The organism is Nocardioides sp. NBC_00368, assembly GCF_036090055.1.
In the GTDB taxonomy this organism is placed as follows: Bacteria; Actinomycetota; Actinomycetes; order Propionibacteriales; family Nocardioidaceae; genus Nocardioides.
This window is the reverse complement of sequence record NZ_CP107970.1, coordinates 1,297,442-1,319,785: the sequence shown is the minus strand read 5'-3', so window position 1 is coordinate 1,319,785 and position 22,344 is coordinate 1,297,442. Positions and strand designations below refer to the sequence as shown.

Genomic DNA, 22,344 nt, shown 5'->3' with positions numbered 1-22,344 from the left:
ATCGCGACGCGACGCGGAAGGGAGCACCAAGATGACCAAACAGAACGGGCCCGTCGAGCGGCGCATCAGGACGATGGATGCCAGACCAGGCGAGAATTTCGAGCAGCGTGGCCAGGCCAAGCCCAACAAGCCGGTCACACCTCCGAAGCGTCCCGCCGGTTCGAAACCACCGACAGCACAGGCTCAGATTGCCCAGCAGAATCAGAGACGTGCCGACTCGGAGTAGCAGCCCGCCATGCCGAGCTCGATCACGCAATTGATCCTCTTCATCGCGTGCCTTGCGCCGGGCGCCGCATTTCTCGCAGTGCACCATCGCGGACCGTACGCGCCCCGGAGCAAGACAACGCTCCACGAGATGAGCACCGTCGTTTTCGTGAGCTTGGTCTTCGATGCGATCGCGATCGTCATCGTGCGGATCGTGGCTCCGCATGCGGGTCGGTTTGCGCTCGACCTACCCGCGTTCGTAGCGTCGCCGGGGGAATACGCGCGCGGTTCATTCGACGTCGTCGGTGTCTGGTTCATGCTGTTTATCGGCCTAGCCACGATTCTCGCGGCTCTTGGAGCTGGCCTGCTCAACGGCGCGCGGATGCCAGGCAAGTTGCACGCCGCTGCGGTGGCTTGCCGTCTGCTCCCGGCGGGGGCGGCGCGCACGCGGTCTGGGTGGACGCACGTGGTTCGAGAATTCGAGCCGGATGCGTACAAACAGGTCACCTGCCTCCTGGACGACGGCACGCGGGTCGTCGGCTGGTTGGCCTCCTACAGCACCGTGCCTGAGGACGTGCCTGATCGAGACGTCGTTCTCGCCGCGCCGTTGATCTTCTATCGGCCCGATGGAGGCGCAGACGTAGCGAATCACGGTGCGTTGTCGCTGAGCGCACGGTCGATCAGGTACCTGTACGTCGACAACTGGCCAGAGCCACCCAGCCCGATCGAAGACGTCGACCACGATCCCGAGAATGCAGCTGATGACCCGGCACGATCTGAGACTTGAGTAGCACCTGCCCCCGGCGACGACGATGACGAGAAGCGGCCAGTATGAACGGCGTGATCAGTCCGTTGAGCGTGAACTTGAGGGCGTTCCACACGCAGAGCATCGCGAAGAAGCCCAACCATGGCGGTCCGCCACGGTCGAGGACGCTGACCAGTGCGTCGGCGGCCCAGGCGTAGAGGGGCGTCGCCACGAATGCGGCGGGGATCGCCCACTTGACGCCGCGGCAGGTGCGGAGCCAGGCGATGGCGATGTTCGTCGGGGCGTACGTCTGAAGGTAGCTGTAGATGCTGGCGCTGAGGCGCCATGCGAGGATGAAGATGATCATGAGCCTTCCTGACGATGACGGAGTTCTTCCGACCAGCGTCGTTGGCATCCCGTGGCCAGTGCCCTTCGTCTACTCCCGTGTGGATAACTCGTGCACGGGTCGCAGCTCGGAACGCCTTACGGCCCCTGGATCGACGGACCGGCACTCCTCGCGCCGATCATGGACGTGGCGATCGCGGCGTTCGTCGCGGTTCGCAACGCGTGGTGCGCGCGGTCTGCGTCGGCTCGTTGGGCGAGCGAGCCCGGTCGCACGCCAAGGGGTACGTCGCTGTCAATCTGGTATCGGTCGCGGTAGGCGGCGACGGTGACGAGGGCGTGGAACCAGCGATCGCGGGCAGTTGGGCCGGCGGGTGGCGTGCCTATGCGCTGTAGCCATGGCGGAGCAGCCTGGACCGCCTGTTCGGCGAGTGCTCGAGCTCTAGACTCGATCAAGGCCGCGCGCTCGCTGAGCGCTGGGCCGTACTCGTCTGGCAGCGGTCCGCTCACGGCAGGGATGAGGCCGGCGACGAAGCGTCCGCTCGTCGATGTTCCTCGATTGGACGCGAGGCGGAGCCGGTGGTGGAGCACAGCCGCGATGTCTTCGGCGTCGCCGAGCCCGTGTCGCCCGACCACCTTTTTCAGCACGTTGCCAGGGTCTCCCCCGTAGGCTTCGACCCTTCGCAGCACGGCGGCCAGTGGGCCAAAGGCATCGGAGTCGATGACGTCGTCTGCCTGGTCCGGGGTGAGGCCCGATCCACGGATCAGTGTGATCCATCGGTCTCGCTGAGCGTGAGCCGCGAGGGTTTCGTACTCAGCCGCAAGTTGGGCGATAGATGTCCATGTCTCCTGCTCGGCCTTGATGGCAAGTTGAGCGGATAGCTCGGCTCCGGCATGGCGGAGTACGGCTTGGAGGACCGTCACCGCGGTGACATCGTCATCTTCAAGACCAGTGTGGGTCTCGTCGGGCTGGTCCAGGGCGACGTATGCGGTGTTGGTTTCGCGGCCGCGCGTCATCGAGACGTACAGATGTTCGCGGGTGGTTCTCGCGGTGACCAGGACGTGCGCCGTGTCGACGGTGAGGCCCTCGGCTCGGTGGGCGGTGACGGCGTAGCCGAGGTCGACGTGGGCCGCGACGTAGTCGGCGGGGAGGGTGAGCGTGGCCCGGTGGCCATGCTGACGGCGTACGGTCATAGAGCCGTTGCGGTGGATCTGGGTCACCTCCCATCGGTGGCCGTTGCGGACCCAGGTGCCGGTGAGCGTACGCAGGGTGCGGTCGTTGCGGCGGGTGATCACCCAGTCGCCGACCGATGCGCGGTGCTCGTCGCCGAGAACCGCCTCGCGCCCCAGGAGGGTCTGGCCGGTCCGGAGCCGGATGGCCCGCAACTCCTCGTTGATCGCGTGGACCTGCTGGCGAGTCTCGGCGATGAGGAGCGTCGTCTTGCCATTGCGCACGTCGTGTTCCCACGCTTGGCGGGCTTGGGTCGCGATCTCGTCCGTGGTCCCCGCGCGAAGTCGGTCGTGGCGAGCGTACGCACTGATCGCTACCGGGCTGCCGTCACGGAGCGCGAGGGATGCCGTCTTCTCCCACTCGTTGGCGAAGCGGTGGATGTCGGTGAGTGTCGCGACGTCGGCTCGACTGGAGGCAAGTAGGGCAAACGCTCCCCCGGCGTCGACCGCGTCAATCTGGGCTGGGTCGCCAACCAGGAGCACTTTGGCGCCGGCATCGACCGCGGCCGCTGTGATCTGGTCGAGTGTCCGTGTGTCGGCCATGCTGGCCTCGTCGAGGATGACCAGGTGGTTAGGTGTCAGCGTGAACGCGGGGTTGCCACGGACGTGTTCGTGGAGCCATTTCGCGGTGTTGTCGCAGGTGATGCCGAGATCATCCGCGAGAATCTCCGCGGCTGACGCCGACGGGGCGAGACCAATAACAGAACGCTTGCCGTACGTCGTGGCCCATGTTGTTCGCAACGTCCGCATCGTCGTGGTCTTTCCTGCGCCGGCGGGGCCGATCAGGACGTCGACCCTCCTGCCCGAGGACGCGATCTGCTCGATCACCCTCGCCTGCTCGTCGCTGAGCCTGCCCGCATGACGCGCCCGGCTGGTCACTGCTCGAACGACGGGGACAGCGACTGTCTTGGAGGTCTGGCTGGCGGCTCTCGCGAGGAGGCGTGCCTCGGCATCGATCATGTCGTTCGACGAGTAGACCTGTGCGTGGCGGGGCCGGAAGACACTAGTGCCGTCATCGCGCTGAAACTCCGGCGGTGTCGGCGCCGGCTCCGGTGGCGTCAGCACTACCGACTGGCGTTCGGCCGCCTCTACGACGCGGGCGACCACCGCTTCACGGTCCCGGACGCTCGCGAACCGCCAGCGCATCGTCTGCCGCGATGCTTCGGCCCAGAGGTTCCAGTGCCGCCAGGTCGTACGCTTCTGGCCAACGCCGGCAACGACCCGTGCGCCCAACTCATTGAAGAGACCCTGGTCCAACTCTTCGGGGTGACCGAAGGTCGGGGCTTCCGCCGACGTGACCGTCTGTGCCCAGGTCGTGGCGTCGGTTCCGACAACGTTGCGGACCCGAGCACGCCACTCGGTCATCAGATCCGCGAGTGGACGTACGTGCTTCTTCGGCCGTGTAGCCAAGGTAGCTTGCGCACGAAGCTCGACGATGATCGCTTTCGACGGACGACGTCCGTGCGCCGCGACGTACTCACTGATCAACCGCTCCTTCTCCAGCTCGATCGCGCGAGTTCTCGAGGAGAACTCCTTGATCAGATCGTCGGGCACTCCGGTGATCTCCCATTGCGGGTTCCGCTCGGGGCCGCGGTCACGCAGGTGCCATCGAATTCCGAACGTGCCGGTGATCCTGTCTGCCAGCACTGCGTTGTAGTGCGCGGAGATGGCGGTCACGGCGGCGTGCATCGGTCGGCCGTCAAGGCTGCGCCAACGCCCGTCCAGAAGTGCCTTCACTTTGTTGGAGATCACGACGTGCGTATGAAGCTGCGGATCACCGAGGCGAGAATCCCAGTGGTCGTACGCTGCCGCAGCCACACCGGCTACGGCGACCTGAGCGACTGCGCCATTCCCGGCTGCTACTCCCGTGCGGGTGGCAGCCACCTCTCGCTCAAGGAAGGCGAGCACGTCGAGGACCGCCGCGTGATGTGCAGCGACGATCAGCTCCTGGGTGGTGGCGTCTGCCGCTCCCCACAGCACCGAGACCGACTTCGGCACGCTGAAGGTGTAGTCGTACCCCGCAACGGCGCGGCGCCCGCCACGCGATGCCTCGTCTGCCTCGATCCGTGAGGTCTCGGCCTCAGTGTCCTCAAGACCCAGCGAGGGATCGATCTCCGCGACGCGCTCTTCGATCCGCTCCGCGGTGCTCTTGTATTCGGGGTACGCGCGGCCGAGCGCCTCCCCCGTCACCGGGTCACAACCCTGGCCGATGAGCTGAGCGAGTTGCTCTTCCGTCACCTCATCACCTTCGGCAAGTCGGCCAGCTGCGAGTTGTGCGACCCCTGATCCGACCCATCGACCGGGCGGTGTTCCGGACTCTGCGTAGTACCTCGTCAACGGCGTGGACATCGCGCGGTCACCGTCACCGGCGGCTACGCTTCGAAGCAGGTAGCGGTAGCCATCGCCAGCAGACATCACCCGCATCGATACGGTCACCTGGCCCACCTCCCAGTGACAGGCAGGTGCACGCAAGCCGCCAACGTCGGTAATTCGATTCGATATCGAAACCTCGATCTGCAAACCGTGTGCTGCCGTTGATGGATCGGTGGCAGCAGAAACTCGAGGCCGTGGCGCGAGCCAGTTCTGTGGTTGCCTTTCCGGGAGAGCCTGTGCTCCTACGACCGCGTCACCGCTCGAAGACCGCCGGATTGCCGAAATCGGTGTTCCCCGGCAATCGAAAACCTGCTGCGCTCAATGCCGGCCCGCGGGACTATCGGACTGTGAACCTGAGGCAGGACGCGCGGCACTTGAAGACGAAAGCCATCTCCTCGATGCGCTCAGCGATGATGTCGTTCAACAGTCCTGACGACGATGGCAGGGCAACGCGAGTCCTCCTACATCTCCAGCACGCCTTCGAGATGTTGCTCAAGGCGGCGCTGGTCCAAGATCGGTTGGCCGTCTTCGACAGAAAGTCCGGGAGATCGATCGGCTTCGACCGCTGCCTGCATGAAGCCAAGCAGTCGTCACGCATCAAGCTCACCGAGGCGGAAGCCGGCACGCTGCGTAGCATCGACGCGATGCGTGATGACGAGCAGCACTGGTACACGATCGTTGACGAAGGGCTCCTCTACCTGCACGCTCGCGCAGGAGTCACGCTATTCGACGATCTCCTTCACCGTGCGTTCGACGACCGACTTGCGGAGTACCTCCCGTTGCGGGTTCTGCCGATCGGATCGGAACCGCCGCAGGACTTCCAGACCCTGGTCGACCGCGAGTACGACAACATCGCCGAGTTGCTAAAGCCGAAGCGGCGGGCTGGCGCCGAGGCCGCAGCTCGCGTGCGTGCACTACTTGCGATGGAGGCTCACGTGGCCGATGACGCCGCGGTCTCCAACACTGACGTCCGGCGTGTGGTGAAGGGCATCCGGGACGGTAAGAGCCGCCCCCAGGTTTTCCCCAAATTGGGCGAGGTCGCCGCAAGCGTTGCCGGCGAGGGTCTGTCCGTCGAGGTCCGCTTCGTGAAAGCGGGAGGTCTCCCGGTCCAACTGGTAACCGACGCCGATCAGGACGTCGCGGCCATCCGCGAGGTTGACCTGCAGAAGAAGTACCACCGTTCGGCGACCGACCTCGCCAATGCCGTGGGCCTCACGTTGCCGAAGTCGGCGGCGCTGCGCCGACACCTCGGGATCGACGGTGACCCTGGGTGCGTCCACACGTTCACGTTCAAGAGCCAGAAACTAACGTACTACTCGGACAATGCATTCACGAAGATGCGCGGCGCGCTCAGGAACGGCGTCGACATGGATGCGATCTGGCTTGCCCACGGCACTGGTCGGTCACGGACACAGCCTCCGGTGTGTAGTCAGAGCGGTTGTGCGCTCCGCGCCAAGGCGTCTTGACCTCGAATGACGTGCCGACCGGCGATCGGCTCCCCCGCGCCGCTACCTCACTGATCCGAGTGCGTGCATGCGACACGTCATCGACGTCAAACAGGAATTGGCCCAGGAAGGCATCTGACCTGCGGAAACGCGCGTTCCTCCTCGGTGTCCATGTAACCGCGGTGAGCCACCCGAGGAGGTAGGTGCGGCAAGGTTGAGGTCGCGACGATAGGAGGGATAGGACCATACGCGCCAGTCCCGATTTTACGAAAACGTTGCGCTTCATGCCGTTTCAGTGAAGTAATGGGACCTTGACTTTGTCAGCCCTGGCTTGGGTGGAGCGGCAAGGTCAAAGTCCTCCCACGCGGAGGGAGACCGTAACCGATGATGAGGAATTCTCGACGAGTCCTGAGAGCCACGACAGCAGTTCTACTGTTCGCCGTCGCTGTCGGCTGTGCCCAAACGCCATCCACGGACCCGACGTCGGACACCGGGGAGTCGACCAAACGGCCGCCTACCTCGTCGAAGCCGACGTCCACGTCGGAAGCTGCAGTCGAGGCGGCGACCGAGAAGCTCCGTGACTACTACGGAACTCTCGACTCCCTGCGCCAGGACGGCGACGGTTCGCTGAAGTCGATGGAGAAGGTGGCGGTGAGCAAGCAGCTCACCGCGGACACTCTCTACCTCGAGGACGAACGGAAGAAGGGTCACCGGCAGACTGGCGACACTCAGCTCGCGGTCGTCAAGGCTCAGTCGGTCAGCCTCGACAACTCCAACCCGTCCGCTGGGAAGGTCCCCACCGTCATCGTCGACGTGTGCTGGGACGTGACCGATGTTGATGTGCTCGACAAGAGCGGGAAATCTATCGTCGCCGCCAGCCGGCCCGACACCGGCTGGACCCGCTTCCTCGTGGCCAACTACCGCTGGTCCGACGACCCCACCGGAGGCTGGCGCGTCGCGTCCGGCCACGACCTCAAGCAGACGCCATGCAAAGGATCCTGAGGCACTCCCTCCCCATACTTCTCATCTCCGCCACCATCGTCTTCCTCGGGACTGGGCGGACGTACGCCGACACCGTCTGTGAGCAGGTGGATGCCGCAACTGGTCAGTGCAAGATCTGGGCTGACGCCCCTGGTGGTGGCGGGAGTGGAGGTGGAGGTGGAGGTGGAAACGCCGCACCCGTTGATGACGGGCCAAAGGACACCGGCTCTGGCAACCCCTGCTACTGGGACCCCGCGAAGCAGGGCGCACCAGGAACTGCCGGACCGGTGGACTGCACGAGCCCGTACGGGACGTGGAGCAACACCTACGGCTGCTATCTGGAGGTCGCTGACCCACCGCCGCCCGCTGGCGACCCGGCGTGGAGGGGCCACGAGCCCGGCGACGGCGCGGTTTACAGCTGCTTCCAACCGCAGACCTCACTGCTGATCTACATCTGGGCGGCAGACCCGCCGGCCGGTGCGGCCGCCGGACCGACTCCGCGTGAAGTCGCGCAGCTGGCCGTCGATCAACTCGACCTGGCAGCCATCGACATCGGGATCGCGCCGAAGCCCGGGCAAGACAACGTCGGCTTGGTCGGGATGCCGGTGTGGATGTGGGCCAGGCATCCCGACCGGCACACGTACGGCCCGGCAACGGCATCCGCGAGCGCTGGCGGGATCACGGTGAGCGCGACGGCGCGAGTGCACTCGATCACCTGGGACATGGGCGACGGAACCTCCATCGTCTGCAACGGTCCTGGTACCGCCTACAGGCCCGAATTCGGAAAGAAGGCGTCGCCCGACTGCGGACACGTCTACCGCAAGAGCAGCGCGCACGAACCTGGCAAGACCTACACGGTGACAGCGACGTCGGCGTGGGTTGTGCAGTGGACGGGCGCAGGGCAGACCGGGACCATCCGGCTGAATGGACTGTTCCGTTCGGTGCAGATCGCGGTCGGAGAGGCCCAGGTGCTCGTGAACTGAGCATCTGTCGAGTTTGAGAGGCACCGCGAGATGAGCAAGACCAGCAAGAGCAATACCCAGGTCGTGGACATCGACCAAGTCACGGCCAGACCGCAACCGATGCCACCTCCCAAGCTTCGGCGTCGCCCCGGAATGATCCTTGGTGCGGCCGCAGCAGTTGCCGTCGGAGCGATCGTCACCGGCTGGGCCTGGCTCGCCACCACCGACACTCAGGATGTGTTGGTCGCCCGCCACACGATCGAGCGCGGAAGCCTCATCGAGGCTGACGACATCAAGCGGATCCAGATCAGTGCCGACCCTGCACTCGAGGCGCTGCCGGGATCGTCCTACGGCGATGTCATCGGCAAGAAGGCGGGGCTCGACATCGCGGCGGGTGCGTTGCTCACCGAGGAAGCCACGACCTCCTCACCGATGCCTCCTGACGGCATGTCGGTGGTCGGTCTGGCGCTTGCAACCTCCCATTCCCCTGCGGTGAACCTTCGAACGGGCGACCGCGTGCGCGTGGTCGTTACACCGGCCGAGGGTGCCGAGGCTCCGGCAGGAACACCGGAGTTCACCGAGGCGGAGGTAGTGGCTGCTCGAGCTGACGATACATCGGGGATGTTCCTTGTCGACGTGCTCGTGCCGTACGCCGATGCGCCGGTGCTCGCGTCGAGGGCTGCATCCGGAAACGTAGGGATCGTGCTCGACCCGGAGGCACCCTGATGGCCGTCATCACGCTCACCTCCGCGTTCGCCTCACCGGGCGTCACGACCACATCAATCGGCCTCGCTATCGCGTGGCCCCGCCCGGTGCTGCTCGTCGAAGCAGACCCGACCGGCGCGTCAGGCGTCCTCGCAGGGTTCTTCCGAGGAGCGTGGAGCTATCAGACCGGACTCGTTGAGCTTGCTCTCGCATCGAGCGGCGTTGCCGACGCACTCCCCACCGTCGTCCAGCGGATCGGTGACACCTCGGTCTCGTTCCTCGCCGGGACGAGGTCTCACACGCAAGCCACGGGACTTCGCGGGCTCTGGGACTCCCTCATCACTGCTCTGGCGGAGCTGGAGTCGTCCGGTCAGGACGTTATCGTCGATGCTGGCCGACTCGGCGTTGCCGGTTCTCCTGAACCGTTGATCGCTGGCGCCGACCTCACGCTGCTGCTGACGCGTTCGTCGCTGGCGTCGCTCGCAGGCACCAAGTCCTGGGCAGAGACTGCACGTGAGCCCGGTATCGGCTGGCGACAGCCAGGAGCCCTGCTCATCGGCGAGAGCAAGCCCTACCGGGCGTCCGAGGTGAGCAAGGTGATCGGACTGCCCGTCGTCGCTGCCCTTCCCGACGACCCGGTGGCCGCAGCGGTCTATCACGATGGTGCTGCTCCGCCCGCGCGCTTCGAGACGAGTGCGTACGCCCGTGGAATGCTCGCCGTGGTCGAGGCGATCCAAGCCAACATCGCGCACAGCCGGTCCCAGCTCGTCGAGGACGGGCTCCGATGAACCACCCCCGCAACGGCCACATCTTCTCGCCGACGAATGCCGAAGCGCCCGACCCATCTCGGCTGCCGTTCTTTGCCGATCCTGCGCCAACCCTGCGCGCGGTAACTTCTCCTGTCGCGACGCCCTCGGGACCGAGCGCCGGGTCGGGCGTCGACTGGTCGCTTGTCGCTGCGCTGCGTGCTCAGGCATCCGAGCAGCTCAGTCAGGCGGTTGCCGCTGAGCGAGGCGGCCTGGACAGGCCCGCTCAAGAACAGTTGGGCCGATCCATCGTGCTCGACCTGATAGAGGCGGCGATGGCAGACGCGGTCGATGCTGGAGATTCGTCCTGGACGCTGGCCCACCAACAATCCATGGCACAGGCGGTTTTCGACTCACTCTTCCGCCTCGGACGCCTCCAGCCGCTGGTGGACGACGATCGGGTCGAGAACATCATCATCACCGGCTACGACCACGTGCTGCTCGAGCTCGTCGACGGATCGATCGAAGTCGGCCCGGCCGTAGCGGACTCCGACGACGAGCTGAAGGACTTCCTCGTCTTCCTGGCCTCGCGCAGCGAGGTCAACGCTCGTGGGTTCTCCGAGGCACAGCCGCGACTCCATCTTCGTCTGGACGACGGGTCGCGCCTTGCCGCCGCCGCGTGGGTGACCCCGCGGCCCTCGGTGGTGATCCGTCGTCACCGCCTGATGGAGATCACTCTCGACGAGCTCGTCGATCGGCAGATGCTCACCCCGGTTGCGGCGTCCTTCCTTCGTGCTGCGGTCCGCGCGCGGAAGTCGATCGTGGTCTCCGGCGCGCAAGGTGCGGGCAAGACGACACTCGTTCGCGCGCTCTGCGCGGAGATCGACCCCATCGAGGCGATCGGCACCTTCGAGACCGAATACGAACTGCATCTGCACCAGCTCCGTGACCGGCACTGGATCGTGCACGCCTGGGAGGCCCGCCCCGGCTCCGGCGAACGCGGAGCCGACGGGCGCCAGGCTGGCGAGTTCACCATCGACGAGGCGCTTGTCGACTCCTTCCGGTTCAACCTCTCGCGCCAGATCGTCGGCGAGGTCCGCGGCAAGGAGATCTGGGCCATGATCAAGGCGATGGAATCCGGCACCGGCTCCATCTCCACCACCCACGCCTCGGACGCCGTCGCCGCCGTACGCAAGCTCGTCACCTGCGCCATGGAGGCAGGCGCTCATGTGACCCAAGAGCTCGCGACGTCCAAGTTGGCCGCCACCGTCGACCTGATCGTCCAGCTCGATCTCGACACTCGAAGCGAGAATGGCGCCTTTCAACGTACCCGTCGGGTCGCCGAGATCATCGCCATCGCACCCGGCGAGCGAGAGACCGGGTACGCCACGACACACGTCTTCGCGCCGGACGCCAGCGGCACGGCGGTGCCCACCGTTCTTCCCGATGAGTACCGCGTGCTGTCTGACTACGGCTTCGACCTGGCCGGCTATCTCGCTGGCCAGCGGAGCGTCGACTCCTTCGGAAGAGGGCCGTCATGACCCCTATCATTCCGGCTTTCGGCGGTGCGCTGATGGTCGCCGGCCTCATCGGCCTCATCGCTGGACTCCGCCCTGTCCCGGTCAACGACCAACCCAGGTCGGCTTCGGGTGTTGTACGTCGTCTCCGTCAGATGTCGCGACGTACTCAACTCCTGGTGATCGGCGGCCTCGGGCTGGGGATCGTTGCTTGGCAAGTGACTGGCTGGATCCTCGCGCTCGTCCTGGCGCCTGCCGCCTGCATCGGCCTTCCAGTGCTGCTGTCGACGGCCGGCGCCACCACCCAGATCCAGCGGCTGGAGGCGTTGGAAGAGTGGACGAGGTCCTTGTCTGGCGTCCTCACCGTCGGGGTGGGCCTCGAGCAGGCGCTCATCGCCACGCTGCGCTCCACTCCCGCACCGATCGTGGCCGAGGTAAACCGGCTCGCAGCGCGGTTGCGTGCTCGCTGGTCGACGGAGGATGCGCTGCGTGCTTTCGCTGATGAGCTCAATGACGCCACCGGAGACTTGGTCGCCGCGAACCTGATCCTCGGCGCGCGGCGCCGCGGCGCAGGTCTGGCGGCTGTCCTGGAGGGCTTGGCGGAGTCGGTGGCTGCCGACGTACGAGCTCGGCGACAGGTCGAAGCCGACCGAGCCAAACCTCGAGCGACCGCGCGTTGGGTGACCATCATCAGCGCGGTAGTTATCGTCGTGCTCGCAGTCTCTGGCACATACGTCGACCCATATGCCACCCCGCTCGGCCAGGTCATCCTCGCGACTCTGCTGGGCGCCTACGTCGGCATCCTCGTGTGGATGAAGCGCATGGCCAACGGCCGTCCGCTCCCTCGCCTGTTCACGAAGGACGTCCGATGACCAGCGGACTCCTGCTCGCGATGATCTCCGGTGGCTTCATCGGCCTCGGTATCTACATGTTCTTCGTATGGATGCTGCCCGTGCATGTCGATCTCGCGGACGCTCTTGCACGCCTCTCCCCCACGCGTGTCCAACAGAACCAACATCAGGACGAGGCGACCAGCACGACCGAGCGTCTCGGTCTCTGGGCGATTCGAGTACTCCCGCCGGGAATCTGGGTGCGTACGCCGATCCGCGAGCTTGCCTTGCTGCGGATCTCGCTGGCTCGGTTCTATGGCGAGAAGCTGCTCTTCGCATTGCTGGGGTTGACGATCCCACCGCTGCTGACCGTGTTCTTCGGCGTGATCGGGATCGAGCTGCCATGGACGATCCCGATCGTCGCCTCGATCGGGCTAGCGGTGCTGATGTTCTTCCTGCCCAACTACAACGCCGTGGACGACGCGAAGAAGGCCAGGCTGGAGTTCACCCGCGCACTCGGTGCGTACATCGAGATGGTTGCTCTGGAGAGGAACACCGGCTCCGGCGTACGCCAATCGATGGAGGCCGCGGCGAACGTCTGCACCTCCTGGGTCTTCACCCGGCTCTCCGAGGAACTGACCCGATCGCGATGGTCGGGGTTGCCACCTTGGGATGCTCTTCATGCACTCGGCGTCGAGCTCGGTCTGCCTGAGCTGGACGACTTCGCCGACATCATGCGCCTGTCCGGGGAGGAGGGCGCGTCTGTCTACGCCACCCTTCGCGCTCGGTCGAACGCGATGCGCACCGCGATGCTCAACGACGAGCTCACCGAGGCCAACGCCACGGGTGAACGCATGTCGATTCCCAGCTCGTTGCTCGGGGTCGTCTTCATGGGGCTGCTTCTTGCCCCTGCCCTTCTCCGGATGGTCATGCCCACATGAATGGCTACCTGCGACACGAATCGAGAACGCTCATGCCCCGACTCACCACGGCCCTCCTGGGTCTCCTCCTCATCGCTCGCCTCCGACTCGACGACTTCGTCGGAAGTAGACTCCGGCGGGACGAGCGTGGCTCGGTCACCATCGAGAACGTGCTCTGGGCCGTCGCGGTCATCGCGATCGTTGCGATCGTCGTCGCCGCCATCAGATCGTTCGTGACCAGTGAGTCCGGCAAGATCAGGTAGGAGACGCCCGGACGAGCGAGGCGCTGCCTCGATCGAGCTGGTCATCCTGCTGCCCGCACTCTTCGCGGTCCTCTTCCTGGGGATGCAGGCCGCGTTGTACTTCCATGCGCGCACGATCGCCATCGCTGCAGCACAGGAGGGTGCCCGCGCCGCTGGCGCAGAGAACGGCACGTCCGGTGACGGAAGCCGGGCGGCTGCGGCGTACCTTGCCGACGTCGGTGGCGATGCGTTGGAGTCGACCCACGTCCGGGTTTCTCGAACGGCTACGACCGCGTCGGTCACGATCACCGGGCGAAGCCTGAGCGTCTTGCCGGGGTGGAGGCCGACGGTACGGCAGGAAGCGACGGTCACAGTCGAGAGGCTGACGGCGCCATGACCACGTCATCGCGAGACGAGCGCGGGTCTGCCACGATCGAGGCCGCCGTTGGCATCCCTGCATTCGCCTTGTTCGTCGGGCTGATCATCTTCGGTGGGCGTACGGCTATGGCCCACGAAGCCGTGCAGTCCGCTGCTGCGGACGCCGCCCGGACGGCTTCGATCGCTCGCTCTTCTGGCGTCGCAGCCCGGGATGCCGAGCAGGCTGCTCGCGAGAATCTCGCCAACCAAGGGATCCGGTGTCGCTCAGTCGCGGTGCGGATCGACACGCGCGCTTTCGGGACGGCGGTGGGAGAACGGGGATCCGTCTCAGCATCGGTCATCTGTCGTCTCGACCTGTCCGATCTCTCGGCGCCGGGCGTGCCAGGATCTCGAACGATCCGCGTCACGATGACCTCGCCGCTTGACCAATGGCGCGAACGAGGTGATTCCCGGTGAGTCGAACCTCCGACGAGCGCGGCTCAGTGTCGGTTTGGCTGGTCACCGCCACTTTCGCGATGACCACCTTGGTCGGCCTCGCCGTCGATCTCGGCGGCCAGGTCCACGCCCAGCAACGTACTCACGACATCGCGGCCCAGGCTGCACGGGCGGGCGGCCAAGAGGTTCAAGCAGGGCCAGCCGTGGAAGGTCGCTACGCCAGGATCGACGCAGCGGCCGCACGGCAGGCAGCGAAGGCGTACCTATCAGCTGCCGGCGTCGGCGGCTCAGTCTCGATCCGCGACGGCAACCGGATCGTGGTCAGGGCCAACGACACCTACAACACGAAGTTCCTCGGGATCATCGGCCTCACCAAGCTCAAGGTCCACGGTGAGGCCACCGCCCATCTCGTACGCAGCCTAGGAGGCGTCCCACGATGAATATCGCTGTACGTCTCCGCGGACTCATCGCCTCGATCGCGATCGTCGTCTTCACCGCGGGCACGCCGGTCCTCCTGCTGCGGATCGACGCGGTTCCTGACTTCACCCAGTTCACCCGGGACCGACTGATGATGCCCGATGACGGCTCCCTCCTGCTCCAAGTGATCACGGCCCTCGCTTGGTTGTTCTGGGGGCTCTGGACCATCTCCGTGGCCATCGCGATCCCGTCTCAAGTTCGTGGCCTACGCGCGCCACGACTCCCCGGCTTGACGCTTCCCCAGAACGCCGCGAACAACCTGGTTGCCACCGCCGCGCTGCTCTTCATCACTGTCCCCTCAGCCCACTCCGGCGCTCCGGCGGCCAACACCTACGTTCCCGTCGCCACCGCTGCCGCGGAGGTTGATCCGTCGCCCGAGACTGTCAGCAGCCCGGTACGGACTGCGTCGGCTCTGACGAAGAGTTATGAGGCATCCGGCCCGCCCCATGGAACGACCAAGCACTACCAGGTCAAACGCGGTGACAGCCTCTGGAAGATCGCACAGACACACCTCGGCCGGGGCAGCCGCTACACCGAGATTGTGGAGCTCAACCGCGAGGTCCTGGCGACTCAGCCCGACTGGCTCATCGCCGGCACCGATCTGCTCATCCCGGTCGACGAAGCACCTGAAGTCGAGGTTCAGGATACCGCGACGTACGTCGTCGAGCCCGGTGACACCCTCTCCGAGATCGCGGAGACGGAGCTCGGAGACGCCGACGCATACCCGAGGATCGTCGAGGCATCTGAGGACACTGTTCAGCGGGACGGTAGGCAGCTGACCGACCCTGACCTCATCGTCACGGGCTGGAAGCTGACAATCCCAGGACAGGCGCCAAGTCTCACCCCTGATGAGGGTGCGCGCCCGGCACCTGTCCCGTCTCCACCCCGCCAACCTCCGCCGATGACAGCTCCCGGAGTCACTCCATCTGGACCCACCTCTTCGCCGGCTCCAACGAACCGGCAACCGGTAGCCACGCATCCCAGCGAGGAAGCCGGTGCGCAGCGCGGCTCGGATGCCGTCGACACTGATGCCGAGGTGACTCCCGGATGGTTGTTGCCGGGCCTCGCAGGGGCAGGCACGGTGCTCGCCGGGTCACTACTGCTGGTGCTGCGGCAGCTCCGCCGTACGCAGATGCGCCATCGACGACCTGGCCACATGATCGCGCCCCCGCCCCGCGAACTCCGCCCCGTCGCCAAGAGCATCCATCTCGTCGGGAACACCGGCGCGACGTACGTGACCGACCTCGACCGGACGCTCCGCACGCTATCCGTCGACTCCGCTCCTCCCGACCTCGTGAGCGCTGAAGTCGCCGATGGAAGCGTCACCCTCCATCTCGCCGATCCAGTCGACAAGCTGCCGTGGCCATGGCACGGGGAGGGTACGACCTGGTCAGCGCCGCTCGACTCTGATGTCACCGTCGACGACCAGCGACCGGCGTACCCGCTCTTGGTCGCAGTCGGACGGGACGACGACGATCGGGACTGGCTCGTCAACCTCGAGCAGCTGCAGGAGATCGTCATCACTGGTGACCGCGATCGCGCGATGGACTTTGCGACTTACGTGGCAGCAGAACTCGCGATCAACCCGTGGTCGTGCCTCGCTCGCGTCGACCTGCTCGGGATCGGCGCGGAGCTGGACGGGCTCAGCCCTGACCGACTGCACAGTCATGCTGATGACGACGTCGTGTTCCTCGACTGGCTTGCGAGCGAGCTCGACCCGACAGCCGCGGTCGACCGTGACCTCGGGCCAGACCGCTTCCGGGTCGTTCTCACAACGGCCAACCATGCTGAGACCGTTCGTCCGGTTTCGGAGATCATCGCCGAGCATCCTGGGAGACCTGGTGCCGCGGTCGTCCTCGTAGATCCGGAACGCGATGGCGCCCATGGTGCTGTGTGCGTCCTCGAAGTCGGCATCGACGGCCGGCTCCGCGCCCTGACGCTGGATCTCGACATTCACGCCGCGGGGCTCAGTCCGGACGAGGCCAAGGCGTGTGCTGCGATCGTGGACGCAACCCGTGCCACGACCAACGAGCCGATTCCGGCAACCGCGGAACCCACGACAGTCACCGAGAGTCTGACGGATTCGGCAGGGGCCGTCCGTAGCGACCTGGTGGATTCCCGGCCAGCTGACCTGACCGAACCTGCTGGCAACGAAGCCGTCCTTGCTGGGCCCACTGCAGCCTACGTCGAGGCGTCGGCAACCACTGCAGAAGATGTCGCGACCGAGGCACCGCTTGTCCCGGCCGCCGTCAGCCGCGAACTCATTGACGGTGACGCGCACCTCGATCGAGACCGTCACCGGTGGAACGACCCTGACGCGCGGGTGCCGAAACTCGTCCTGCTCGGGCCGCTCAACGCTAGGGCGCCCGGCGAACGGCCGCCCGACCGCAAGCCCTACTACGTCGAGGTTCTCGCGTATCTGGTTATTCACCCCGAGGGCGTCACCACCGACCAGATTCAAGACGCGTTCCACATCAGACCCGCCCGGATCTACACAGTTCTCGCCATGCTGCGGGCTTGGCTTGGCACTAACCCAGATACCGGCGAGCCCTACCTGCCCAACGCCCAGAAGAGTGCACAAGCAGATGGCGGCGCCAAGGCGATCTACCGTGTACGCGGCGTCCTCTGCGACCTCGACCTGTTCCGTCGTCTTCGGGCCCGAGCCCAAGCACGCGGCGCCGACGGCATCGGCGATCTCACTGCGGCCCTTGACCTCGTCACCGGCGCACCGTTCAGCAACCAGCGCGACAACGGCTGGGCTTGGCTGCTCGACGATGCGATCGACCACATTGCCCAGTGCGCGATCGTCGACGTCGCCCACACTGTCATCGACCACGCGTTGACCACTGGTGACCACGACCTCGCTCGTCGAACTGCCGAAGCCGTAATCAAGGCCGTTCCCGCCGACGAGACCGCGCGCCTCGACCTGATCAAGGTCGCGGCCACTACTGGCCACGTCACTCTCGCCGCCCAGCAGCTCGTGGATGAAATCTACAACCGCAGCGACGACGACCTCGGTCCCATCGAACTTCCCGAACGTGCCCGTGAGATCGTCGACCGGCACCTTCGACACCTCGCTCATCGCAGGCAAGCAGGCTGACCCCAGCCGCGATCTGCCCTCGTCCATAGCGTTTGACGCTCGTCGGAAGCTCACGATGCCAGCGCTGAGCGGCCTGGGCACGAGGTCCTCAGCGCGCTGTGCCGTGCCGCTCCGCTCTGGCGAGGTTCCGCTCTTCAGCGCGAACGGCGCGCTGCTCAACGATCATCAGAGCTCCAAGGATCCAAATCGGGGAATAGGCGATACGGCGATAGACCCACCAGACGAGTGCGAGCTCGATGATCGTCACGCCGACGATGATCCACACGTCGAGCCACGTCGTCGCCAAGTCCACCGCGGCGAGGTTGCCCGTCAGAACCAATATGTCCGGCATAAGAATGCAGAAGAAGGAGACGCCCACCGGGTACCAACGTCCGCGCCGCTCGTGGACCAAGGTGGTGTTCGCGGTGCTCACCGTGATGCCCACAGCAAAGGCTTGTGCGATCAGAAAGAAAGTAAGGATGAGGAGGCCGATGGCGCGATCAGAAATGAAGCCGACGGCAACTGATCCCAATACACCGGCGGCCACAGGAACGGTGACAGCCAGCCAGTTGATGGACTCGAGCATGCGGACGTGGGTGTCTGCATCCTCATCTGGCGTACGCATCCAGACCAAGACTCGATGGAGGAACCTGCCCCGTCGCGGAGACAGCCGGATCCCGTTCAGTTGAAGTCTCGATATCGTTGCTCTGACCTGCTCGATCTTGGCCTCCTCAGCCGAAGCCCATCGTTCGAGCTCGGTCGCCCTAGGGCCATTGATGGCTGTCATGACTGCGCTGATGACAGCGGTTGCCACGCAGACAGCGAGCATCGCAGGTGGGGCGTCGCTCTGGATTGCGTCTGGAATGAGAAGGAAGAAGCCGACGACCCCGAGCAGGCCAACACCTGAAGCGAGCCAGTGCGTCGCGATCATGCGGTCCTCAAGAGCCGGAGGTAGACGGTCAGAGGCACCGAGCGCGGTTGCGATGAAGAGAGCTGCAGCGACACCAAGGTGGAGCGCCGCCAGCGCCACGATCCCTTCGACATCAAGGGGATGGGCGGTGTGCCAGACGCTGCGGAGTACAGGTCGGCCAAAGATTTCTGAGTCGAGATGGTGAAACTGCGCGTACATCGCCCGGATCGCTGCCGCGACCACCGCTCCATACAAGAAGACGACGGTCGCGCCGCTGGCTATGCCGAACTGCGATGCTGAGGACGTTCGATCTGATCGCGCGTTGTTCGCCCGCGGTCTGTTCATTGGCGATGACTGCGGCCGATCAGCCCTATCCGTGCTCCGATCTCTTTGACGCGTCACACGACGCGGTCCGATCAGGGTCACGATCGTCCCCACAGTTACTGCACCAACTAACGCGATCGCACCGCGCTGAATATATGACGCCCGAGTCATCCTTCTGCCTTCGTCGTGAGCCTGCACTTCCTTGGCCGTGAGTATGGTCGTGAGCACCGACAAGTTGCGCGCCGCGGATGCTGGCGACGGTTGTGATCCCGGCACGTCCAGCCACTTCAGGAAGCCTCCTGACCTGCCTAAACGCGACTCCTGCCAGCCTCACGGCACCTCACCGGTGAGAAGGTGCGGGAGGGGCGCGTCCCAGCGTGGTGGGCATGAACGACGCACCCAACCTCACCCCGCATTGGTCGCCACAGACGATGCGCGATGCCGCAGCGGCGGGCAGCTTGAAGGATGCGGCGGTCGCGCTCGCGACCACCAGGATCCCTGTGTTCCCATGCGTACCGGGCGGCAAGGAACCGCTCACGCTACGCGGGTTCAAGGACGCTTCCATCAGCATCCGCCAGGTCCAGCGCTGGTGGCAGCGTCATCCTGACGCGAACATCGGCATCCCTACCGGCGCCGCGAGCGGACTCGCCGCGGTCGACGTCGATGTGCATGGCGACCGGACCGGGTTCGCCGCGTTCGACCGAGCGGGACGAGCTGGACTCGTGGACCGGTGGAGCTGGCTGGTGCGTACGCCGTCTGGCGGCTTGCACGCCTACTTCCGGCCGATCGATCCGGAGATGCGGTCGTGGTCACTGCCCGGGCAGCATCTCGACTTCCGCGGGGACGGTGGCTACGTCATCGCGCCGCCCTCGCGGATCTCCAACTCCGACGCGACCAGCCGCGCCTACCAGGTCATCGCTGTCGCGCAGCACCAGGCTCGTCCGCTCGACTCTGATGCACTTCGTCGCTTCCTGGACCCGCCGAGAGCCGTACGCCCGCCGGCAGCGCTGACGCTCGGCGACGCTCGACCCGACCGGCTCGCTCACTGGGTCGCCACGCGCCCGGAGGGCGCGAGGAACCAGAGCTTGTTCTGGGCAGCCTGCCGGATGGCTGAGGGCGGACAACGGTACGACGTCGCGGTGTCCATGCTCGGTGATGCGGCACAGACCGCCGGCCTCCCGAGTCGAGAGGCCGAGTCGACGATCCGATCCGCGTACCGAATCGCCTCCCGGCTCGGTCCGCAGCAGACCCGTGGGAGCGGCCGGGGCCCTACCCGGACGAGTGAGGCGGTGGCGATATGAACACCGACCAGCCGTACGTCCGGCACACCGTCCCCGAGCCGGATCCAGTCCAGCCCGACGCCGGCGCGACGACGGAACCGTCCCATCTGGCCGTGCACGGCGATCCTTCCCAGCGGCAGGCGAAGCCCGATATCGCGCGCAACAAGTCCGTCATGTGGGTGCGGCCCAGCGACCTTCCCGGGATGGTCGGGAGCAAGTACGCCCGATTCGGCATCGACGCTCAGCGGCAGGTCGCGCAGTCGACTCGCCGTACACCAGGTGCGGTCGCCACGAGGATCCGAGCGAGGGTGAGCCGACGAGCGATCGCGGACCTGCCGCCGACCCACACGACACCGACACGGTCGTCGGTGTCACGAGAACGGATCGGGCTATGACCAGCGATGTCGTGCTCGCGCCGTTCACCACCCCAGAGGGTCTGCGAGCGCTTCTCACGCGGTTGCACGACGCCGGCGAAGGATCCTGGGTCGACGACCCCGAGGCTGCTGAGCTCGTCCGCTACACGATCGACAAGTACGCCGCACTCGCCCGCCGCCACCGCCAGGAGCCCGAGGACGCAGCCAGCGCGGCGTACGAAGTGATGCTCACGTCCGCTGCGCGGAACGCGACGGATCCGTGGGCGGTGGTCACGCGAGCCGTCCAGATCACGATGATCGCCGAGGAACGGGCTGAGGGGCTGTTGTGCTCGACGATGCGGGCTCGACGGGCCGAGATGACCGCGTACCACGACGCCGAGCGGTTCAGTGATCGGGAGAATCCGGTCTACGACTACCACCCGGCCTTCCGGTGGCAGACCGATGAGGACGAGCTCCTCAACCGGCTGGATGGCCACCACGATCTGGATGGTCCAGGCACCGGCGCCTATGTTGCCGCAGACATGGCGGTTGCCATCTTCGTCGCCTTCGGCTGGCCTGAGGACAGCGCGCGAGCCACGATCGACTGCATCTGTGGTCGACTGACGGTGTCAGGTTCACGGCCGACTGCTCACCAGACTCTGCGGCGAGACCATGCCGCTCGAGCAGCTCTCGACCTGGACCGACGCAGCTGGGCGACAACCCTGCGGATCGTGCTGGGCAGCCCGAACCCCGAGCGTGCTCAGACCGCCTCCGGCCGGGGACTCCTCCAGCGACTCGCTCTGGGATTCAGCCCGCAGGAGGTGCTCGACGACGACCAGCTGGTCGTCGCTCTCTCCCGCACCGCAACTCAAGTCCAGCGAGGGCCGGCTCATGTCTGACCGGGGCTACATCGAGCTGGAGCGCACCGTCGACTCCATTACCGTCGGCGTACGCCACCGCAACGACCTGGGCGACATCGACAAGCTGATGGCATCCATCGAGCACCTCGGATTGCTCCAACCCATCACCATCGCGCCCGATGGCGCGCTCCTGTGCGGCCGCCGCCGACTCGAGGCCGTCAAGCGGCTCGGCTGGCGCAGCGTACGAGTCTGGGTGCGCTCTGGCATCTCGGACCAACTCAACCAGCTCTTCGCGCTCAAGGACGAGAACCTTCTCCACAAGCCCTTCTCCCCCACCGAGGCCGCCGAGCTCTACCGCGAGCTCAAACAGGTCATGGAGGAAGACGCTGCCCGCCGACAGGCGGCGACCCGCTTCGGCGCTCAGGCAGACCACACGGGAAGCCACGGTGGTGTTGATTCAACACCACCGTCACCGGGCAAGACCCGTGCGCAGGCGTCGACCGCTATCACCGGCGCCGACTCCCACCAGCGCCTGGACCGCATCGGCGAGATCCAGGATGTCGCTACGGCGAGTGAGATGCCAGAAGCAGTACGCCAGGTCGCAGCCGAGTCCCTGAATGCGATCGACGAGGGAGCGTCGGTCAGCGCTGCGCACCGGACCGTCCGCCAGGTTGCCAGCGCAGCAGACAAGCCAGGTCTCGCCACGATCGCCCAAGAAGCCATCGACCGGATCCATCAGCCCCGGTCACGACGCCCCAAGCCCACCGCGTGGTCAGCTCGTGCCTTCGTCATCACATGGACCGAGATGGACGGCTGGTGGACGCACTACGACCCCACCGAGATCGGACCCGCGCTCAGCGACGCGGACTGGGAGCTCTTCGAGAGTGTGCTCGCCGGCACCACCGACTTCGCGCGCGCCGCACGACAAGCGCGCACCGACCAGCCCGATGCAACCTCGCCGGCGGCCAATTCCTAGCCGGCGCACCGTTCTACTTCAGGAGGACAA

General features: G+C 65.9%; 20 protein-coding genes. 18 read left to right on the top strand and 2 right to left on the bottom strand.

Annotated features, from left to right (window positions below):
- The first annotated feature begins 235 nt into the window (after nucleotides 1–235).
- Nucleotides 236–991, top strand: coding sequence for a DUF6338 family protein (locus tag OG984_RS06230; RefSeq protein ID WP_328530736.1), 756 nt, complete (start codon nucleotides 236–238; stop codon nucleotides 989–991).
- Nucleotides 992–1,432: 441 nt separating this feature from the next.
- Here the strand turns inward: OG984_RS06230 and mobF are convergent, their stop codons facing one another.
- On the bottom strand, nucleotides 1,433–4,957 hold the full coding sequence (gene mobF / locus OG984_RS06225) for a MobF family relaxase (RefSeq protein ID WP_328530735.1): 3,525 nt from the start codon (nucleotides 4,955–4,957) through the stop codon (nucleotides 1,433–1,435).
- Nucleotides 4,958–5,241: 284 nt separating this feature from the next.
- Here mobF and OG984_RS06220 point away from each other — a divergent pair, with 284 nt between their 5' ends.
- The 13 genes from OG984_RS06220 to OG984_RS06160 all read left to right on the top strand — a co-directional run bounded on the left by OG984_RS06220 (nucleotide 5,242) and on the right by OG984_RS06160 (nucleotide 17,632).
- On the top strand, nucleotides 5,242–6,360 hold the full coding sequence (locus OG984_RS06220) for a DUF3644 domain-containing protein (protein ID WP_328530734.1): 1,119 nt from the start codon (nucleotides 5,242–5,244) through the stop codon (nucleotides 6,358–6,360).
- A 630-nt stretch (nucleotides 6,361–6,990) separates the two neighbouring features.
- A complete protein-coding gene (locus OG984_RS06215) occupies nucleotides 6,991–7,341 on the top strand; it encodes a hypothetical protein (RefSeq protein WP_328530733.1) in 351 nt (116 codons plus the stop codon).
- Nucleotides 7,342–7,607: 266 nt separating this feature from the next.
- Nucleotides 7,608–8,303 carry a hypothetical protein gene (locus tag OG984_RS06210; protein WP_328530732.1) on the top strand — a complete coding sequence of 232 codons (696 nt, stop codon included), beginning with the start codon at nucleotides 7,608–7,610 and terminating at the stop codon, nucleotides 8,301–8,303.
- Nucleotides 8,304–8,333: 30 nt separating this feature from the next.
- A complete protein-coding gene (locus OG984_RS06205) occupies nucleotides 8,334–9,008 on the top strand; it encodes an SAF domain-containing protein (RefSeq protein ID WP_008359814.1) in 675 nt (224 codons plus the stop codon).
- The gene (locus OG984_RS06200; RefSeq protein ID WP_328530731.1) at nucleotides 9,008–9,775 is read left to right on the top strand and encodes a hypothetical protein; all 768 of its coding nucleotides are present in this window, start codon (nucleotides 9,008–9,010) and stop codon (nucleotides 9,773–9,775) included. The genes OG984_RS06205 and OG984_RS06200 overlap by 1 nt, the downstream gene beginning before the upstream one ends.
- Nucleotides 9,776–10,125: 350 nt before the next feature.
- Nucleotides 10,126–11,274 (top strand): CpaF family protein, encoded by a 1,149-nt coding sequence (locus tag OG984_RS06195; protein ID WP_328530730.1) that lies wholly within the window; start codon nucleotides 10,126–10,128, stop codon nucleotides 11,272–11,274.
- A gap of 155 nt (nucleotides 11,275–11,429) precedes the next feature.
- Nucleotides 11,430–12,122 carry a type II secretion system F family protein gene (locus tag OG984_RS06190; RefSeq protein ID WP_328530729.1) on the top strand — a complete coding sequence of 231 codons (693 nt, stop codon included), beginning with the start codon at nucleotides 11,430–11,432 and terminating at the stop codon, nucleotides 12,120–12,122.
- Nucleotides 12,119–13,021, top strand: a complete 903-nt coding sequence (locus OG984_RS06185; protein WP_008359819.1) for a type II secretion system F family protein — start codon at nucleotides 12,119–12,121, stop codon at nucleotides 13,019–13,021. Before OG984_RS06190 ends, OG984_RS06185 begins: the two co-directional genes overlap by 4 nt.
- Before the next feature lie 32 nt (nucleotides 13,022–13,053).
- Entirely contained in the window at nucleotides 13,054–13,263 is a 210-nt protein-coding gene (locus OG984_RS06180) for a hypothetical protein (RefSeq protein ID WP_008359820.1), read from the top strand.
- A complete protein-coding gene (locus OG984_RS06175) occupies nucleotides 13,241–13,639 on the top strand; it encodes a TadE/TadG family type IV pilus assembly protein (protein WP_008359821.1) in 399 nt (132 codons plus the stop codon). Before OG984_RS06180 ends, OG984_RS06175 begins: the two co-directional genes overlap by 23 nt.
- Nucleotides 13,636–14,076: a TadE/TadG family type IV pilus assembly protein gene (locus OG984_RS06170; RefSeq protein ID WP_328530728.1), complete on the top strand. Its 441-nt coding sequence runs from the start codon at nucleotides 13,636–13,638 to the stop codon at nucleotides 14,074–14,076. Before OG984_RS06175 ends, OG984_RS06170 begins: the two co-directional genes overlap by 4 nt.
- A complete protein-coding gene (locus OG984_RS06165) occupies nucleotides 14,073–14,495 on the top strand; it encodes a pilus assembly protein TadG-related protein (protein WP_008359823.1) in 423 nt (140 codons plus the stop codon). Before OG984_RS06170 ends, OG984_RS06165 begins: the two co-directional genes overlap by 4 nt.
- A complete protein-coding gene (locus tag OG984_RS06160; RefSeq protein WP_328530727.1) occupies nucleotides 14,492–17,632 on the top strand; it encodes a LysM peptidoglycan-binding domain-containing protein in 3,141 nt (1,046 codons plus the stop codon). Before OG984_RS06165 ends, OG984_RS06160 begins: the two co-directional genes overlap by 4 nt.
- 88 nt (nucleotides 17,633–17,720) lie before the next feature.
- On the opposite strand, the gene OG984_RS06155 is transcribed toward OG984_RS06160, so the two are convergent.
- Entirely contained in the window at nucleotides 17,721–18,764 is a 1,044-nt protein-coding gene (locus OG984_RS06155) for a hypothetical protein (RefSeq protein ID WP_040755477.1), read from the bottom strand.
- A 467-nt stretch (nucleotides 18,765–19,231) separates the two neighbouring features.
- Here OG984_RS06155 and OG984_RS06150 point away from each other — a divergent pair, with 467 nt between their 5' ends.
- From OG984_RS06150 to OG984_RS06135, 4 genes are read left to right on the top strand one after another with little or no spacing between them, the layout of a single operon-like run.
- Nucleotides 19,232–20,146: a bifunctional DNA primase/polymerase gene (locus OG984_RS06150; protein WP_008359826.1), complete on the top strand. Its 915-nt coding sequence runs from the start codon at nucleotides 19,232–19,234 to the stop codon at nucleotides 20,144–20,146.
- Nucleotides 20,143–20,520, top strand: coding sequence for a hypothetical protein (locus OG984_RS06145; RefSeq protein ID WP_008359827.1), 378 nt, complete (start codon nucleotides 20,143–20,145; stop codon nucleotides 20,518–20,520). The genes OG984_RS06150 and OG984_RS06145 overlap by 4 nt, the downstream gene beginning before the upstream one ends.
- A complete protein-coding gene (locus OG984_RS06140; RefSeq protein WP_328530726.1) occupies nucleotides 20,517–21,377 on the top strand; it encodes a serine/arginine repetitive matrix protein 2 in 861 nt (286 codons plus the stop codon). Before OG984_RS06145 ends, OG984_RS06140 begins: the two co-directional genes overlap by 4 nt.
- Entirely contained in the window at nucleotides 21,370–22,314 is a 945-nt protein-coding gene (locus OG984_RS06135; RefSeq protein WP_328530725.1) for a ParB/RepB/Spo0J family partition protein, read from the top strand. The genes OG984_RS06140 and OG984_RS06135 overlap by 8 nt, the downstream gene beginning before the upstream one ends.
- The last annotated feature ends 30 nt before the right edge of the window (nucleotides 22,315–22,344 follow it).

Coding starts and splice junctions, on each gene's coding strand:
- OG984_RS06185 (WP_008359819.1), top strand. CDS start 12,119: ATGACCAGCGGACTCCTGCTCGCGATGATCTCCGGTGGCTTCATCGGC.
- OG984_RS06170 (WP_328530728.1), top strand. CDS start 13,636: ATGACCACGTCATCGCGAGACGAGCGCGGGTCTGCCACGATCGAGGCC.
- OG984_RS06160 (WP_328530727.1), top strand. CDS start 14,492: ATGAATATCGCTGTACGTCTCCGCGGACTCATCGCCTCGATCGCGATC.
- OG984_RS06135 (WP_328530725.1), top strand. CDS start 21,370: ATGTCTGACCGGGGCTACATCGAGCTGGAGCGCACCGTCGACTCCATT.
- OG984_RS06145 (WP_008359827.1), top strand. CDS start 20,143: ATGAACACCGACCAGCCGTACGTCCGGCACACCGTCCCCGAGCCGGAT.
- OG984_RS06200 (WP_328530731.1), top strand. CDS start 9,008: ATGGCCGTCATCACGCTCACCTCCGCGTTCGCCTCACCGGGCGTCACG.
- OG984_RS06205 (WP_008359814.1), top strand. CDS start 8,334: ATGAGCAAGACCAGCAAGAGCAATACCCAGGTCGTGGACATCGACCAA.
- OG984_RS06195 (WP_328530730.1), top strand. CDS start 10,126: ATGGCACAGGCGGTTTTCGACTCACTCTTCCGCCTCGGACGCCTCCAG.
- OG984_RS06230 (WP_328530736.1), top strand. CDS start 236: ATGCCGAGCTCGATCACGCAATTGATCCTCTTCATCGCGTGCCTTGCG.
- OG984_RS06180 (WP_008359820.1), top strand. CDS start 13,054: ATGCCCCGACTCACCACGGCCCTCCTGGGTCTCCTCCTCATCGCTCGC.
- OG984_RS06140 (WP_328530726.1), top strand. CDS start 20,517: ATGACCAGCGATGTCGTGCTCGCGCCGTTCACCACCCCAGAGGGTCTG.
- OG984_RS06150 (WP_008359826.1), top strand. CDS start 19,232: ATGAACGACGCACCCAACCTCACCCCGCATTGGTCGCCACAGACGATG.